The sequence below is a fragment of the Paenibacillus sp. E194 genome (assembly GCF_000935845.1).
Taxonomy (GTDB): domain Bacteria; phylum Bacillota; class Bacilli; order Paenibacillales; family Paenibacillaceae; genus Paenibacillus_B; species Paenibacillus_B alvei_B.
Genome location: NZ_JMDX01000035.1, coordinates 1 through 16,684 on the forward strand (window position 1 = coordinate 1; position 16,684 = coordinate 16,684).

General features: G+C 50.7%; 10 protein-coding genes and 1 pseudogene. 3 read left to right on the forward strand and 8 right to left on the reverse strand.

Going from position 1 to position 16,684, the window contains the following annotated elements; genetic code table 11:
• Positions 1 to 8,374, reverse strand: an 8,374-nt coding sequence (locus tag AZ66_RS07215; RefSeq protein WP_442950277.1) for an amino acid adenylation domain-containing protein, incomplete at its 3' end; no start/stop codon positions are given.
• 161 nt (positions 8,375 to 8,535) lie between these two features.
• Here AZ66_RS07215 and AZ66_RS31280 point away from each other — a divergent pair.
• Positions 8,536 to 8,793, forward strand: a complete 258-nt coding sequence (locus tag AZ66_RS31280; RefSeq protein WP_152523786.1) for a hypothetical protein — start codon at positions 8,536 to 8,538, stop codon at positions 8,791 to 8,793.
• Positions 8,794 to 9,116: 323 nt separating this feature from the next.
• Here AZ66_RS31280 and ectB read toward each other — a convergent pair whose 3' ends face one another.
• From ectB to ant(6), 3 genes and pseudogenes are all read right to left on the reverse strand, one after another.
• Positions 9,117 to 10,400 carry a diaminobutyrate--2-oxoglutarate transaminase gene (gene ectB / locus AZ66_RS07220; protein WP_044354226.1) on the reverse strand — a complete coding sequence of 428 codons (1,284 nt, stop codon included), beginning with the start codon at positions 10,398 to 10,400 and terminating at the stop codon, positions 9,117 to 9,119.
• A 637-nt stretch (positions 10,401 to 11,037) separates the two neighbouring features.
• The gene (locus tag AZ66_RS07225) at positions 11,038 to 11,289 is read right to left on the reverse strand and encodes a hypothetical protein (protein WP_044354228.1); all 252 of its coding nucleotides are present in this window, start codon (positions 11,287 to 11,289) and stop codon (positions 11,038 to 11,040) included.
• A gap of 202 nt (positions 11,290 to 11,491) precedes the next feature.
• Positions 11,492 to 12,347, reverse strand: a pseudogene (ant(6), locus tag AZ66_RS07230) (aminoglycoside 6-adenylyltransferase).
• A 312-nt stretch (positions 12,348 to 12,659) separates the two neighbouring features.
• Between ant(6) and AZ66_RS29665 the strand changes: the two are divergent.
• Positions 12,660 to 13,748 (forward strand): cohesin domain-containing protein, encoded by a 1,089-nt coding sequence (locus tag AZ66_RS29665; protein WP_052648427.1) that lies wholly within the window; start codon positions 12,660 to 12,662, stop codon positions 13,746 to 13,748.
• 217 nt (positions 13,749 to 13,965) lie between these two features.
• Positions 13,966 to 14,307 carry a hypothetical protein gene (locus tag AZ66_RS07240; RefSeq protein ID WP_044354229.1) on the forward strand — a complete coding sequence of 114 codons (342 nt, stop codon included), beginning with the start codon at positions 13,966 to 13,968 and terminating at the stop codon, positions 14,305 to 14,307.
• On the opposite strand, the gene AZ66_RS07245 is transcribed toward AZ66_RS07240, so the two are convergent.
• The 4 genes from AZ66_RS07245 to AZ66_RS07260 all read right to left on the reverse strand — a co-directional run bounded on the left by AZ66_RS07245 (position 14,304) and on the right by AZ66_RS07260 (position 16,629).
• Positions 14,304 to 14,843 (reverse strand): GNAT family N-acetyltransferase, encoded by a 540-nt coding sequence (locus AZ66_RS07245; protein ID WP_044354230.1) that lies wholly within the window; start codon positions 14,841 to 14,843, stop codon positions 14,304 to 14,306. The two genes, AZ66_RS07240 and AZ66_RS07245, sit on opposite strands and share 4 nt — an antisense overlap.
• 46 nt (positions 14,844 to 14,889) lie before the next feature.
• Positions 14,890 to 15,369, reverse strand: coding sequence for a 2'-5' RNA ligase family protein (locus AZ66_RS07250; protein WP_082061485.1), 480 nt, complete (start codon positions 15,367 to 15,369; stop codon positions 14,890 to 14,892).
• A 224-nt stretch (positions 15,370 to 15,593) separates the two neighbouring features.
• Positions 15,594 to 16,061: a GNAT family N-acetyltransferase gene (locus tag AZ66_RS07255; RefSeq protein ID WP_021257636.1), complete on the reverse strand. Its 468-nt coding sequence runs from the start codon at positions 16,059 to 16,061 to the stop codon at positions 15,594 to 15,596.
• Between the two features lie 70 nt (positions 16,062 to 16,131).
• Positions 16,132 to 16,629: a GNAT family N-acetyltransferase gene (locus AZ66_RS07260; RefSeq protein WP_044354232.1), complete on the reverse strand. Its 498-nt coding sequence runs from the start codon at positions 16,627 to 16,629 to the stop codon at positions 16,132 to 16,134.
• Positions 16,630 to 16,684 lie beyond the last annotated feature (55 nt).

A 16,684-nucleotide genomic window follows, 5' to 3' on the forward strand; every position in this document is an offset into this window, starting at 1 on the left:
ACAAGTTCAGCTCGGCGATCTTCGCATCCGGACGACTTACGATCGCTGCAAGCAAATGTCCGAAATGAGTCGAGAGCCGCCGGATCGTGCTTTCTTTATAAAGAGCCGTTGCGAATTCAAAGATGCACTCCAGGCCGCCGTTTTCTTCCGTAACATCCACACTCAGATCGAACTTGGCCGTGCCGTATTCACTAGGGTACGGGGACAATTTCAGCCCTTCCAGCTTAAACTCTTTATCCTCCAAGTTTTGCAGGGAGAACATCGTGTCAAACAGCGGGTTGCGGCTCAAATCCCGGCTGACCTGCACTTTATCAACGAGCTCTTCGAACGGATAATTCTGATGCTCGTAAGCGCCTAAGGTCGTTTCTTTCACTTCTTCGAGATACGACAGGAAGGTCTTATCCGAAGTCGGATAATTGCGGAGCGCCAGCGTATTGACGAACATTCCGATCAAAGGCTGTGTGTCTCCGTGCGTTCTGCCCGCAATCGATGTTCCGACGATCAAATCGTCCTGACCTGTGTATTTATGCAAAAGCACGGTATATGCCGCAAGCAGCACCATATACAGCGTCGTTCCTCTTTGAGCGGCCAGCTGCTTTAAGCCTTCGTTCGTTGCCTCGTCCACGAAGGACGTCAACGTTTGTCCCTCAAAGCTCTGCACGGCAGGACGCGGATAGTCCGTCGACATTTCCAGAACCGGCAGCTCGCCCCGGTAACGATCCAGCCAGTAAGCTTCCTCGTGTTTCAACTGCACTTTTTGCTCGTCCGACTGCTGCCATACCGCATAGTCCTTGTATTGAATGCTCAAAGGCTCTACTGACTTGCCGTCGTACAGACGAACGAGTTCCTCGACTAACACGTCCATCGAAACCCCGTCGGAGACGATATGGTGCATGTCGAACATCAGCAAATAACGTTCGACGGCCAGCTCTACGAGCTCCGCCCGCAGCAGCGGAGGCTTTGCCAAGTCGAAAGGCCGGATGAAGACCTGCACGACTTCAGGCGCTTCTTCCTCGCTCGCATGACGGTACTCGACGGCAAAGTCGACGCTCTCGTAAATGCGCTGTACTGCTTCGCCTTGTACGATCTCAAAGCCGGTTCGCAGCGTTTCGTGCCGTGCGATCAGTCCGCGGAAAGCCTTCTCCAGCAGGCTCCGGTCAATCGATCCTTCCAGCAGAAGCACGCCCGGCATGTTGTAGCTCTGATCGGCCCCTTCCAGCTGATTCAGGATAAACAGCCGCTTCTGAGCTGAGGAAAGCGGATAATATGCTCTTGCGTCTGCCAGCGGAATCGACGAGAATGACTGCTCTCCGATCCGGGAGATAGCGAGAGCCATCTCTTCGATCGTCGAGTAGCGGAATACGTCGCGCAGAGGCAGCTCGACGTTCAGCTCCTGATGCACCTTGCTCACCAGTGTCGTCGCCCGCAGTGAATGGCCGCCCAGGTCGAAGAAGTTGTCATGAACGCCAATGTGCACCAGTCCGAGCACTCTTTTCCAAATTCCGGCCAAGCTGGCTTCCAGCGGAGTCCGAGGCGGAGTACGTCCTTCGCCCGGATGCAAGCTCTCCTCCGGCGCCGGGAGGGACCGGCGGTCGACCTTGCCGTTCGTCGTCAGCGGAAGCCGCTCCAACTGGATCAGGTACGCCGGGATCATATAGGCCGGCAGTTCCTGGGAAAGCACGCTCTTCAGTTCGGCCGCCGGAAGCTCGCAGTCCGCTTCATAATAGGCGCAAAGCTGCTTCTCGCCGGAGGCGATTTCCCTCGCGAATACCGTCGTTTTCCGAATTCCCTCCATTTTCTGAAGCTGAGCTTCGATCTCGCCCAGCTCAATGCGGAAGCCGCGGATTTTCACTTGGTCGTCCGTCCGTCCCACGTATTCGATCGTGCCGTCCGGCAGCCATTTCGCCAAATCCCCCGTCCGGTACATGCGCTCTCCCGGCACAAACGGATTGTCCACAAATTTCTCCGCCGTCAGCTCCGGCCGGTTATTGTAGCCCCGTACCAAGCCTTCTCCGCCGACGCAAATTTCCCCGGCCACGCCGATCGGCAGAAGCTTGTTCCGGCTGTCGACGATATACACCGTCGTATTGCTGATCGGCCGTCCGATGGGTACGGTAACCGCCAACTCATCGACGAAGTCGACCGGAAGGTACGTGGTATAAACCGTGCTTTCCGTCGGGCCGTACACATGGTTGAGCCTGCCCGATCCGATATGGGCGAGCGCTTTACGCACATGGCCGACCGACACGCGCTCTCCTCCGAACAAAATCGCCCGGACATCCCGCAGGCAGTCGACGTTCACATCTACAAGGATGTTGAAGAAAGCCGTCGTAATAAACATGACCGAGATGCGCTCGCGCTGGATGAGATCCGCCAGCCGACCGATTTCCAGCAAAGTCTCGTGGGGAACCAGCACCAGCCGCGCCCCGTTGGTCAAAGCGCCGAAAATATCGAAAGTCGCTCCGTCGAACGAATAGCTCGAAAGCTGGAGGACATGATCCCGCTCAGTGATGTCGATATAATTCGTATTTCGCACGACCCGCACGATGTTGCGGTGCGAAACAAGGTTGCCTTTCGGCTTGCCCGTCGTGCCTGACGTATAGATGACGCAGGCCAGATCTGTCGCTTCGATGCCCGGATTTAGATTTGTGCTGTCCTCGTGATAGAAGGACTCGTCGTCCAGTAAGATCACGGGATCCGAACCCGCCAGGCGCTCGCGCAAGCGGCTTTGCGTCAGCATGACCTGCCCTCCCGAATCCTCGATCAAGAAACGGATACGCTCCTCGGGATATTCCGGATCAATCGGTACGTAAGCCGCTCCGGCTTTGTGTGCCGCCAGCATGCCCACCACCATTTCAATGGAACGCTCAGCCAAAATGGCGACCAGACGGCCTTTGGATATCCCGTGGCTACGCAAGGTACGGGCAAGGCGGTTGACACGTTCGTTCAGCTCGCGGTAGGTCAGCTCTTGCTCATTCAAGGAGATGGCGGCTGCATCCGGGATGCGCTCTGCCTGCTCTTCGAACAATTGAATGAGCGTCTTCCCGCGCGGAAATTCCGTGTTGGTGTCGTTAAAACGTCCGAGAAGGTTGGCCTTTTCCGCCTCCGTCACAAGTTCCAGCTCACCCACGGTAATTTCCGGATTATACGTCACCTGCTCCAGCAGATGGATGAGATGCCCCTTGAGCCGCTCGATGCTGTCTTTATCGAATACTTCGGCGTTAAAGTCGAACCGAATTTCGATCTCGGCTCCCGGCACCACGGTCACGTTGAAGTTATAGTTCGTCTGCTCCTCCATCTGAACGTCAGCGATCGTCAGGTTGCCATGCTGCTGGTCGCCTGCCTGCTCCATCTGCTCGTCCACCGGATAGTTCTCGAAAGCGATGATATGGTTGATCAAGTTCTGCTTTTGAACGCTGTGGGCTTGAATTTCATACAGCGGATAGTAATCATAACGCCCGGACTCCAGCGCCCGCTCTTGGAGCTTCGCCATCAGGTCGACGAACACAGTGTCCGCTTCGCTCGTGACGCGAACCGGCACCGTATTGATGAACAGCCCAATCATGGACTCTATACCCGGGATTTCCGCCGGTCTTCCGGCCACGACGCTGCCGAATACGGCATCGTTTGTTCCGTTATATTTTTGCAGCATCACACCCCAAGCGGCTTGCAGCAACGTATTGACCGTAACCAGGCGCTGTTTCGCCACCCGGTCCATCCGCTCGCTCAACTCCTTGCCCAGCTCGGCGGTGACGTGATCAGCCGTAAATCTGCCGTTCGGCGCCGGTTCCTTTTGTCCCGGGAGTACGGTTTGCCCTTCATAACCTGCCAGGAATGCCGTCCAATAGTCAGATGCCGCCTGATCGTCCTGTTTCTCCAACCATTCGATATAGGCGCCATAATCCGATCCCTTATCTCCCACTGGCTGCTTGCCGGATGCCAAGGCCGAGTACGTCTCAAACAGCTCCTGCGTCAGCTGAGGCAGGCACCAGCCGTCCATCAAAATATGCTGGAAACTCCACAGCACATGATAGCTTTGCTCTTCGGTGCGCAGGATCGTAACCCGAACGAGCGCTTCATGTTCCAGGTCGAAGCCGCGAAGCTTGTCATCCTCGGCCTTTTTATCCAAATACGCTTGTTTCTCGTCCGCCTGCAAGTGAAGCAGCTCTTCATATTCAAAGCCGACCGGCTTGTCGCGGTATATGATTTGCAGCGGCTCGCCCGCCGGTCCTTTCACAAAATTCGCCCGCAGCACCAGATGACGTTTCGCAAGCTCCATCCAGCTCCTCTGAAAAAGCTGGACATCGAGCGCTCCCAGCATCGTAAACCGCGTCTGCTCGAAGTAAGCGGCCGTCTGCCGGTCAAGCGCGCTGTGGAACCACATGCCCTTCTGCATCGGTGTAAGCGAGTAAATATTTTCGATTTCCCCGAGATGGCCCGACCGCTGGGCGATTTGCTCCAATTCCGCGATGGTCAGGCCTTTAAATTGCACATCGCTAGGCGTCAATTCGGTGTTTTCTTTGCCTGCGCAGTGGGTAATGAGCTCTCGGAGACTTTGCTCAAGCAACTGAGCGAATGCTTCCATCGTTACCTTGCGATACTGCTTTCGGCTGTAGCTGAGATCGAGCGATAAAACGCCGTCCAGCACCATGCCGTTTATATCCAGCACAAAGCTGCGGGCCTGCCGGTCGCTGGCCGGGCTGCCGCTGGAATAAGAAGATATGCCGATCTCGTCCTGGTTGACATCATCGTCGAACTGGCCGAGGTAGTTGAAATTAATTTCCGGCTCTGCGCCCCAAACAAAGCCATCCTCCGATTTGGAGAGATAGCGGCATATGCCGTACCCAAGCCCTTTGTTCGGAATGCGGCGCAAGCTTTCCTTGACCTGTTTAATCTGATAGGCCAAATCCCGGTCGGTTTCCGGCTCCAGGACGACCGGAAACTTGGTCGTAAACCAGCCGACTGTGCGCGTGATGTCGATATCCGTTCCGATCGATTCGCGTCCGTGTCCTTCGAGATTGATCCGCACCCGTTCGTGTCCCGTCCACTTGCGAACGGCTATGCCGAGCGCCGTTACCAAAATATCGTTCATTTCGGTGTTGTAGGCCCGGTGAACCCGCTTCAGCAGCAGCTCCGTTTCTTCGGGAGTCAAACGGACGAACAGCGATTCGCTGTCCTGCTGCGTCGTAACGTCCGCCTCCATATCCTTCGGCAAGGCCGGAACCGCAATTTGTTCCACGGCCTGCCAATAAGCCCGTTCCTTTGCCATCTCTGGGCTTTGCGCGTAAGCGGCCAGCTGCTCGGACCAAGTGCGGTACGCATCCGTTTTCGCCGGGAAACGAATTTCCTCGTTTTTGCCGGCCTGCTCGTAACCCAGAGCGAAATCCTCCATCAAAATGCGCCAAGACACGCCGTCCACCACGGCATGATGAACCGCGAGCAGCAAATGATCGCCGTCCGCGCACCGGAACAATCCCGCCTGCACGAGGGGCCCGTTCTCCAGATCGATGCCCGCTTGAATGTCCGTTGCCTTCGCTTCCACAGCCTGTGTGGTATTCTCCGCATCCTTGAAGTCGAACACGTCCAGCGTGAACAGCCCGCCTGCCTGAACCGCGCGGTTACACGCGCTAAAGCCTTGTTCCGTCTTGCGGAATACCATCCGCAAGGCGTCATGATGCTCGGCCAGCTTTTGCAGCACCTGACGCACCGTCTCTTCTTCGAAGCGTTCCTTCCGGTACAGCATCACCGACTGGTTGAAATGATGCGGGTCCGCAAAGGAGCTCTCGAAAAACCAATGCTGAATCGGCGTCAGCGCCGTTTCACCCGTTATTTCTCCTTGATCGATGGTACGTCCGATCGGTTTCACACGCAGGCTGAGCTGTGAGATAGTCGGATATTTGAACAAATCCCGAATATCCAGCTTGTACCCGGCTTGATGAAGCCGCGAAGATACTTGAATGGACTTGATCGAGTCTCCGCCCAGCTCGAAGAAATGATCCGTTACCCCAACGCGATCGGCGTTCAATACCGCCTGCCACACATCGACTAGTGTCCGCTCGGCTTCATTGCGGGGAGCTACGTACACGCCGCCGGTCAGCGCGTTTCCTTCCGGGGCGGGCAAAGCCTTGCGGTCGATTTTGTCGTTCGGCGTGAGAGGCATCCGCGGAAGCTGAACAAAATGCGCCGGAATCATGTAATTCGGCAATTTTTGCGCCAGCGCGCTTCTCAACTCGCCGAGCGTAAGCGGGCGGCCCGCGACCAGGTAAGCGCACAATTCTTGCCCGCTTTTGCCTTCCCGTGCGATTACCACCGTCTCCTGCACGGAGTCGATCTTCAGAAGCTGCTCTTCAATCTCGCCGATCTCGATCCGAAATCCACGGATTTTCACCTGATGGTCGATCCGGCCCAAGTACTCAATATTTCCGTCCGGCAGCCAGCGGGCGAGATCTCCCGTCCGGTAAAGGCGCTCTCCCGGCGCAAACGGATGTTCCACGAACTTCTCTGCCGTCAGCTCCGGATGGTTCAGGTAACCTCTCGCAAGCCCCACGCCTGCCACGCACAGCTCGCCGTCCACTCCCGGAGGCACAAGCTGCAGGTGGGCATCCAAAATAAAAATCCGGTGATTGGCCAGCGGGCGCCCGATCGGAATGACTCTGCGCTCCGGCTGCTCCTCATCCGCATCCCAAAGCGTCGTAACAATCGAAGCTTCGGTAGGGCCGTAAGCATTGAAATAGTGGACCTTCGGTTTCCACTGCTGCACGAATTCGGCCGATACCGCCGAGCCTCCCGTTACGAGCTTCGTTAAGCTGGGAAGGCGGTCCGGGTTCAAATAAGCGCTGTACGTCGGTGGCAAAATCGCCGCCGTAATCGCATGCTCGTTCATATAACTCTCGAACAGGCGGTTGTCGAGAATCGTCTCGGCCGTAGGGATGTACAAAGCCGCGCCAAAATAGAGCGCTTTGAACACTTCCCAGCAGGACGCGTCGAACGACAGGCTGGCGAATTGAACGATCCGGTCATGCTCCGTGATGCCCAGCCTGTCCGCGAACATCAGCTTCAAGCTGACCAAACCGCGATGCTCCAGCATGACTCCTTTGGGTTTGCCCGTCGTACCTGACGTATAAATGACATAAGCCAGATCATTCGGACCGCTGGCCGGCTCCAGGTTCGTTCCATCATCGCTGTAGGCCTGCTCGTCATCCAGCGCCAACACGGTCCCTTCGAACGGCACCTGCTGCTGCAGCTCCCTTTGAGTCAGCAGCAGCTGCGCGTTCGAGTTCTCCAGAATGTAGCGGATGCGTTCTTCCGGGTATTCCGGGTCGATCGGCACGTAGGCACCGCCAGCTTTCAGAACCGCCAGAATGCCAACGACCGTCTCCAGCGATCTTCTGGCCATCAATCCTACCAACTGATTGGGCAGCACGCCGACCGATCGCAGCGTCCGCGCCAGCCGGTTCGCCCGTTCGTTCAGCTCCGCGTACGAAAGCCGCCGCCCCTCAAAGACAATCGCCGTTGCTTCGGGCACCCGCTTCACCTGCTCCTCCACGAGCTGATGAATCGTCCGATCACGGGGATAGTCCTTCTCGGTATCGTTAAAGCTTTGCATCAATTGAAATTTCTCGTCCTCCGACAGCATGTCCACCCGCACGATGTCCAGCTCCAACTCGTGAAGCCCCACGGCCAGCAGGCGATTCAGATGGCCGACGACCCGAGTCATGAACTTGGAGTCATATAAGTGCTCGTTATATGACAGCTCTAGCTGTATCGTCCCGCCGGTTAAGCTGAATTCAAAGGAACAATCCGTGACCACGTTTTGCCCAATTTCGTCCAGATGCAGCTCCTTAAGGGATACTAGCGTATGGATGACGGGTATCCCGTCTGCATATTGCAGGTCCAGCTTCTCCGTCATTTTCAAGAACGGAATATGTTGATGCTGAATCGTTTCCGGCAAGGAAGTCCTCAGCTCGCTCAGAAGCGTTTTAAAAGTTGCTCCCGCCGAAAGCAAGTTTTTCAAAATGACCGTATGATTAACGGATCGGCGCGTCTCAGTCGGTTTCCGTACAACCGGCATGCCGACCAAAATGTCAGAAGCGCCTGTATATTTATGCAAGAGTGACTGAACACCGGCGAGCAAAACCATAAAAGCGGCCAGCGGAGCGCCCTTGCTCATTTGAAGGACGCGCTGCGCCGCTTTCTCCGAAAGCGAACCGCCGACGGTTGTCATAATGGGCGCCGGCGTCTGGGAGCTTGGAGCTTTGCTGTAAGGCAGCCGCGTCAAGGTATAATCGTCGCTACCGAATTTTTCGTTCCAAAACAATGTTTCTTTTTCAAAAGCCACCTGGATCGTCCCCCTCTCTACATCGGTAAAAGCAATCCGGCGGAGCTAATGCCGCAGCAACGCTACAGCATTGCTCCCCGCCTTTTCAAACATGTGACAACAATATCAATGGCTTTCGACAGGTCACCGCTTCGCTTGCCCAGTTGATCGCATGCGGCAATCCTCTGCCTAGCAGCTGTCTCACTCGGCTCCCATGCATGAAAGACAACAAAGTGCATCGTTCTACGCAAGGGATGCGGCTTCTTCCGGCTCCTCTGCTTCATATGCTTGCTGCGGACGAGCCGCCCGAAGACGGCTTTGGTTTAATATTAGGTTCGGAATTGGATTTGGGAATGGACAAGGGATGTTCCTCCCATCGATGTAAGGCTTGCTGTAGGGTTTGTACTGGCCAGCAGGAAGTCGGCCGTACCTCCGGATTCGGCACCGGAACTGCCTTTGTCGAAGCCTATGTTTAAGGGGTATTGAACACTCTATGTACGATTTATGTATTCCCCGCAGCCCTGGGTGGATAAGTAAAGATCCGGCTGCGGGGTAGTGAGCTTTTCCTGACGATTAGATGTGAAGATGGCGCTGCATGAGGCTCAAAGAATGCTCCGTGTGGCATGAACGGGACAGCCCTTGGAATAGCGGTGAATTCCATACTGACTGACGGTACCGCAGGCAGCATGGGGAGAAAATCTTCCAATGGGGTAAAAACGTTATCTTATCATCAGGGCCACACGGCCCCAGGAAAGCACTTCCATGCCTCTTGCCGGGGCGCTCACCGGCTTGGCCAAGCTTAGGTCGTTACCAGCAAATCCTGGGTCTCATGAGAGATCACCTGCTGTATACTGGACTTGATAATGTCGCAGCCGGCGGCAAGATGCTCCATCGAGACGGTCAGCGGAGGCATGATCTTCAGCACGTGGTCTCCTCTGCCGGCTCTTTCAATGATGAGCCCGTTCTCAAAGCTGATCTCCGTCATCCGCTTCGCCCCGGCTTCATCCGTGAAGCCCGAGACGTCAATGCCCCAGATCAGGCCGAGTCCGCGGATCGCGATCGACGGATGCAGAGGCTTGATTTCTTTGTCAAGGAACGAGCGCACAAACTCTTCCTTCTGCTTCACCTCGACGTCCAGAGCGGCTCTGTCCCGGAACTCGAGAGCGGCCTTGGCGGCCACAAAAGCGAGCTGGTTGCCGCGGAAGGTGCCGTTGTGCTCGCCCGGCGTCCAGAGATCCAGTTCAGGCTTCAGCAGCAGGAGGGACATTGGCAGGCCGTACCCACTGATCGACTTCGACAGGGTAATGAGATCCGGCTCGATCCCCGCACGTTCGAAGGAGAAGAATTCGCCTGTCCGGCCGCAGCCGACTTGAATCTCGTCGGTAATGAGCAGGATATCGTGCCTGCGGCAAAGCTGCTGCAGCCCTCGCAGCCACTGCGCATCGGCGACGTGAATTCCGCCTTCGGCTTGTACCGTTTCAAGCAGGATGGCGGCCGGCTTGTCGATTCCGGAGTGCGAATCAGTCAGGATATTCTCGATATAGCCGAGCGTATCCATTTCTGCGAAAGCCCCACTCGGGTGCGGCATGAACGTAACGCCGCCCAGAGGAAGCCCCGCCCCTTCCCTCATGGACTTGGAGCTTGTTGCCGACAGGCTGCCAAGCGACATGCCGTGGAATCCTCCCATGAATGCGAATATCCCGTTTCTCTTCTTCGCCTTGCGTGCGAGCTTCAAGGCCGCTTCCACCGCGTTCGTCCCCGTCGGACCGCAGAATTGAAGCTTGTAATTCAGCTTCTTCGGCTCCAGGATCCGCTCCGAGAAGCTCTGGATGAATTCTCGCTTGGCCATTGTATACATATCCAGACCGTGCATAATCCGGTCGGAGGTCAAGTAATCGAGAACCCGATCCTTGATATAATCGTTGTTATGACCGTAATTCAGTGCCCCAGCACCTGCAAAAAAATCAATATATGCTCTTCCGTCCTCAGAATATAAGAGGTCCCCCTTGGCCCGGTCGAATACCACCGGAAAGCTTCTGCAGTAAGATCTTACATTGGATTCCAGTTTTTCAAAAATGCTCACGCGCTTCATCCTCCATCGGAATTGGGATAAGGTTGGTTACAACCTTTCTGAACCTTCTGACGTCATGGAGCAACATATTCTCGGCTGTCATTTTCCACCATTGTCGGTCCCCGCATGCAGGCTTTCTGGTAGCCAGTGGACTGGTCTCTCTCGCACAGCTTGAATAGGTATAAAAACCCTACAATTCTATGCCTTATCATAATAGGAAATATGATCCAAATAGAATTATATCAAAGTTTCGAAGAATGCATAGTAAAGCTTTAGTCAAATTTGAATATTTTGCCAAATAAGTGCGAATAAAGAAGAAACATTGGGAATGGTTTGCCATCAATCGAGGAATTCGACGCGTGTCGACATTCAGGGGGGGGCGGCCAATTTGGGGTATTTTACCTGTAAACATTCTCTGCCGGTTCTCCGAATCCTTGCGTTTTCGATAACTTAACATGATTACCTCACGAATTTTTGGAAGCCTGGCTGGAAACGTGACTGGATGTCAGCTGGATATTCAGCTGGAAAATCCGTTGTCTACTGAAACATTCATAACATTCTGCCCAATAATTGATTCTATTTGGTTAATTATTCAGTGATATCTACGAACTTCGCAAACACTTATAAAAATGGAGGTATGTATGAACCTCTAGCCTCCTTGGGTCGTAGGGTTCGAGTCAGTTCCATCCTCTCTCATTTCACTCATAATCCGATCCCGTGGGCTCATAATGCGTCTAACTCGATCTTTACTAACATGTGTATAGCCCGTGGTTCCGAACTTTGATGCCAAGATGCTCTTGAATGTATCGTAAATCCGTACCGGCTTCCAGTAAGTGAGTGGCTGAAGCCTTTTGTACCGTTCGCTCCGCAAATACCGCTTCTTATCTTGATCAGGAAACAACCAATTCTCCGGATTTCCATGTTGGATATATTTAAGGTAGACAAATGTGTCTCCGATACTTTTGGAAAACAGAACGATAGCCTATCATCATAAAATGTGTAAATGTGTCCTTATAAGAAGGAAATGATAGACCTTATTTGTCTTTCAGAAACCGTATTTCCATGCAGATTTTACCTTTCCATCATTCTGTGTACAACGGTCATCAAGACAATGAGTCGTAAATTCCCTTCATATAAGTCGAAATAGCTCTATCATAATCCGGATACGGGTATCCGTGATGTTCGGCTACGGCTTTCGAGTATTTTCGGAATAGTTCGCAGCACGTAAATAAAGATTGCCACATGCTTGGGTAGCTGCTCTCAGCATACGTTACGAGTAACGTTTCCCAATCTTCAGGTGGCAAGTAACGATCTATAAATTTATAGTTTTTCCCCACGCTAAAGGTATAACCTCGCTCTGCGCCAATGTGCCATGCCATCATTCTTAGCAAATTAGGACGGGCGACTTCGTGCAGATGGTCAATGGCAAACAGGATTTCTTTACGCTCCAATCCCTTTACAACGTAGGTCGACACCATCCAAAACTCATTGCAGCAGTCATCTAATTCTCTTGCGGTTGGCTTTTTGATCCAGTATTGGACGTCATTCGGCACGACTTCATTAGGAATAAGCGAATCCTTATCAAGCAGTACCTCAACCAAGCCGTCACTATCGGTGAAATAAGCTTCGACTTCATTCAAAGGGATCAGTGTCAGGTCTAATTTGTTGCCATCCTTGAACAAGATAAGATAGGAAAACCAATTTCCGAGTTCGGGTGGAAACAGCTCCATGTTCTCAGGTTTTTGTCATCATTAGTCGTTCCCCGAATGTATCCAGCCATTGATCGTTCGCTTTGAAGGAATCGAGATTTGTCACAAAATAAGAAATGTCGTAATCCTGGTATGCATCTGGGGTAATGTTTATATTTGTGCGTGATCCTTCCAGAGTCGCCAATCGGATACGATCATCCTGCTTGGCAAACTCGATGAACATGTCCATCATTTCTCGTTCTTTTCTCAATAGGTTCGATTCTCCCTTCTTTTACAACAACGTTTTTATCCATCCATTCACCTATTGCTCTGAACCTTAATAACCTATGTGATATACCACTAAAATACTCGAATTTAGAATATTTTAATTTTCACAAACTCTATTTCCTGTATAAAAAAACTCGAATGAATACTATTATTTTGACAATTTATCAAATAATCTCGAAATCATTTACAAATATATATAAAATAAATCAAATATTGTTTTGTTCATGTTAGTTTTTTCCGGTAAGCTGTACGCTGAATTGTTAATTTTTTTCAATATATATAGGGGGTTTTATTTGTGGGCAAAAAAATGCTTTCTGCTTTTTTGGCTGGGTTGATGTTATTTTTAATGATCCCAGTGACAACGGTTTTCGGGGCGGCAAAGGTTGGGGAGACATTGGTGAAGCCTGAAGAAGGATGGACAAGATATTCGTATAAGTCTCCTCAGATTACTTACTCCGGGAAAGGATGGCACGAATATGGAGGCATCGAATTTGAAACCGTCGCTAAAGATGCCGCCTTTAAATTTAACTTTACAGGCACTTCATTCCGTATTATTTCGATTAATTATAGCACTGCCTCGGATAATATTTCGGTTATCATTGACGGTAAAGAGGCAAAAACACTTTCATTAAAAGGACCTTCAGATTATACACATAGACTGAAATATGAGGTTACCGGATTGTCCGATAAAGAACATTCCGTGCAATTTATTAACAATAAAGATAATGAATATATTATTCTTCAAGGAATCGATCTTCCGGCTTCGGCAGAGTTGAAACCTTTCAACCCTGACATTCCTTTTACTGAACCGGTTCTGGACGTTACGTCTGTTTCGGATCGCGTGTATCTTAACGAAGAGTTTACAGTGCAGCTAGCGTTAAACAACGTGAAAAATATTTATGCAGAAGATTTTACGATCGACTACGACAAAACTCGTTTTCAACTCGTTGGCTTCGAAACGACTGACAAAATGATGATCGTGCATCACAGTGATGATCCATTGCGGTTTATTACGGCAAGTAAGGGTAAAGCTAATGGGATCAATGGCGACGGCGTTCTCTTACATCTAAAATTCAAGGCAATCGGCTTAGGAAAAGGCAAGGTAGATGCGACCAAAGCGAAAATTGCGGACAATGGAAAAACTGAACTCACATTAGCAACCGAGAATGTCGGTGAGAAAACGATTGAAGTTATCGCGAACGCCAATACGGATTTTAGCCTGAAACACCTGGGACAACTCGCTTACTATTATGAGGATGATAAGTCCAATCTTACTACCGATTTGAAAGATTTGTTAGGACAAGCTGGTTCTATCGGCGATGTGGATCTTAATAAACTCGTACAAGAGATTTTGGCGAATCCAAACTATGATTTCAATAAATAATAACGAAAAAACTTATGCTCACGGAAGGTTTCCCGTATAAGAAATCTCCGTAGTGTAAGCTGCAACTGGCGTCGGCATCAAACCGGCGTCAGTTTTTTCTGTTCCATTTACAGAAATATGATTCCGTTCCTCTAACATCTACTATAAAATAAAGTATGTTATCGTAGGAATCTCCTACTATGATTGCCGTGGGACTTATGAATTGGAGGAGAAATCAATGACGTGTGAAAACAGGCAATTTCCAAACAGTATCTTTAATATTGATCGTACTTATACCGCACATCTAATGAAGGCGATCGAAGCGGCTCAGGCGAAGGCGGATGAGTTGGGACTGGATCTCAGCAACTGTTCCATAGACTGTCGGGAGGAGCGTCTGACAGAACAGTCCGATTCCCGCATCCTCTCGTTCTGGTTCTATTCAGAGGATCTAGTAGACTGGATGGAAGGGTTCAGCGAGAACTTTTATGATTTTTCGGTTGCGATTAACCCCGATTCAGGCCAAGTCATCCAGGTTCTTGGACCGAGCCGCCGATCTGCTTACATGAAGGATAACTCTTAGGATTTCACCGGATAATCGTACTCGTCCTGCAAAATAGAGAATAAATAGGAATCATGATACATCCCTTTGCTCCATAGATGCTCCCTCAAATGCCCCTCCTGCTTCATGCCGATTCTTATCATGACATTTGCGGAGGCAATGTTAGCAGGACGGCAAGTGGCATAAATACGATGCACATGGAGGGTTTCGAATCCAAACCTGAGCAAGGCATGCGCCGCTTCTGTCGCATATCCATTCCCGTGATAATCAGGGTTGAAACAATACCCGATTTCGGCATTTCTCCCCTGCGGGTATATACTACAGCCGCCAATGAGTGTATTCGTATCCTTCAATATAACGCCGAACTCATAATGGCTTCGCTCGGCAGCTTGCTGCTGCTCGAGCTGTTCCTCCATATATGCTTTCGTATCCGCTTCGGAATTCGGGCCCCAAAGCATATATTTCGTTACTTCAGGATTGGAGGCGTATTCATGCACGTCTAGCCAATCGTCTCTACGCAAATCGCGGATAAGCAATCGTGGCGATTCCAACTTCATGAGGCATCTTCCTTTATGGTTATTTTGTGGGCAGCTCTATGTTAACTTACCGTGTCATCTGAATGTCCTCATATTTCTGAAACGTCTTATCCTGATCGTCTCGTGCATACAGCCGGATCTCATGAACATCAAAGGTTTCTCTATCCCGAAAATGTGGAGAAAGTGTTCGCTCCATTTCTTCGAGAATCTCTTCCGACAAACTTGATTTTTTGGCAACCGTTATATGAGGGATATACAAATTTAATTCGAAGCAACGCTTCGTTTGTTCTTCAGTCGGCTCAAATACGGCGACAAGCTTTCGATGTAATTCGGTTAATTCAGGAGAGTGAGCCCCTATATATAACACGTCCTTGTCACCGAAATAGCGAAGCTCGCCAACGGATACGGAAAACGAACGAAATCCTTCTATTTTTCTCTTACATTCGGACATCCAATTCACAGGCATTATCGTTCCTGTCCCGTACGAAAGTTTAACTGTAATATGCGGTTCGACCCCAGAGTAATGGTATTGATTGCGTACCGACATCAATTTTCATAAATGCTCAAAGGTGGAACAATTCCAAAAAAATACTTCATAGCATCCTCTCCATTCATCCTGATTTCTAGCACGAAAAATAGCTCTCACCCGCTACTAATTGACTCTCCCATCGATCCCGATGCCATCTATTCGCTAACATTGAGGTTATGAGGTGTCGTCAATCTGCTATCCAGCGAAGAAAAGAGATGTAACATCATCTGAGGTCTCATGTGTTACTTCCCTTCAAGAACAAGTTGGTAAATAACTTCGTCATCTTGATTATGCTCCTGTTGGTTTACAAAGCCGAAGCTTTCATAAAGCCGCTGAGCTCGCTTATTCTCCTGCTCGACTGTCAAGGAGATCAACCTGCACAAGGGATGAGTCTCTTGAATGAATTCTATGATTCTTCCCAATGCCAGTTTGCCGTAGCCGTTTCCTTGGCAAGACTTATCGATTTGTAAGCCGCCAATCCAGTAATTATCTGCGCTATTCGGTGTATAGCTGATGTAGAAAAATCCGATCGAAATCTCTTCATCACATATGAGAAAGGGATCCAGCGCCTCATCCCACGGCTTGATATATGCATACGACAGCGCTTCATAAATAGAAGGTACGAATGGCACTTGCTCTTCATGAATCTTAATTTGAATAGCAGTCTCCCAATTATCTCGCGTAACAGGTTGGATAGATAGTGTTTTCATAGTTGATCTCCTCATGCTAGTCTAGTTATCATGTACGTTATGTATCTCGTTCCTATTCATATTCCTTTGTTCATACCCTATTTACTTGAGCCAGCATCGTGATGGATGTACCCACCTCGCCTAATGGCTTGAACCCGAAGTGCTGATACAATTTCATGGCTGCCGCATTCCCGGGATCTACACTTAAAGAAACCTGATCAACCCTCTGTTCTCGCAATCCAGCAAACAATTGCTTCATTAAACTGGTTCCTAATCCTTGTCCGCGATAAATTGGTAGAATCGCCATTCCCAGTTCCGGCACTTCGCTGCTTACAAATCCGTACCCTGGTTTATCCTCACTAAAGTATCTCACCGTGATAGAGCCAATGGATTCACCGTCGGCATTTTCCGCAATATATCCCAGATCGCCTTCCCTGCCCCAATCTTCCACATATTTCGAAATGGAAGGTTCGTTAATAATATCGCGGCTGAAGGATTCCTTGCCTTCCGGTACATACAAAGATTCATATAGCGTTATCCATAAAAAGGAGATGTCTCGTTCCATTATTGGTCTAATAGTATATTTCATTCTAATCCCCCCTTGTAATCGCAAGGTATAATCGCAGCCCAGGAGATTTCATCCT

Excerpts from the sequence above, each read along its gene's own strand:
- AZ66_RS07250 (WP_082061485.1), bottom strand. The coding sequence starts at position 15,369 with ATGTCGGTACGCAATCAATACCATTACTCTGGGGTCGAACCGCATATT.
- AZ66_RS07260 (WP_044354232.1), bottom strand. The coding sequence starts at position 16,629 with ATGAAATATACTATTAGACCAATAATGGAACGAGACATCTCCTTTTTA.
- AZ66_RS07240 (WP_044354229.1), top strand. The coding sequence starts at position 13,966 with ATGACGTGTGAAAACAGGCAATTTCCAAACAGTATCTTTAATATTGAT.
- AZ66_RS07245 (WP_044354230.1), bottom strand. The coding sequence starts at position 14,843 with ATGAAGTTGGAATCGCCACGATTGCTTATCCGCGATTTGCGTAGAGAC.
- AZ66_RS07255 (WP_021257636.1), bottom strand. The coding sequence starts at position 16,061 with ATGAAAACACTATCTATCCAACCTGTTACGCGAGATAATTGGGAGACT.
- AZ66_RS31280 (WP_152523786.1), top strand. The coding sequence starts at position 8,536 with ATGAAAGACAACAAAGTGCATCGTTCTACGCAAGGGATGCGGCTTCTT.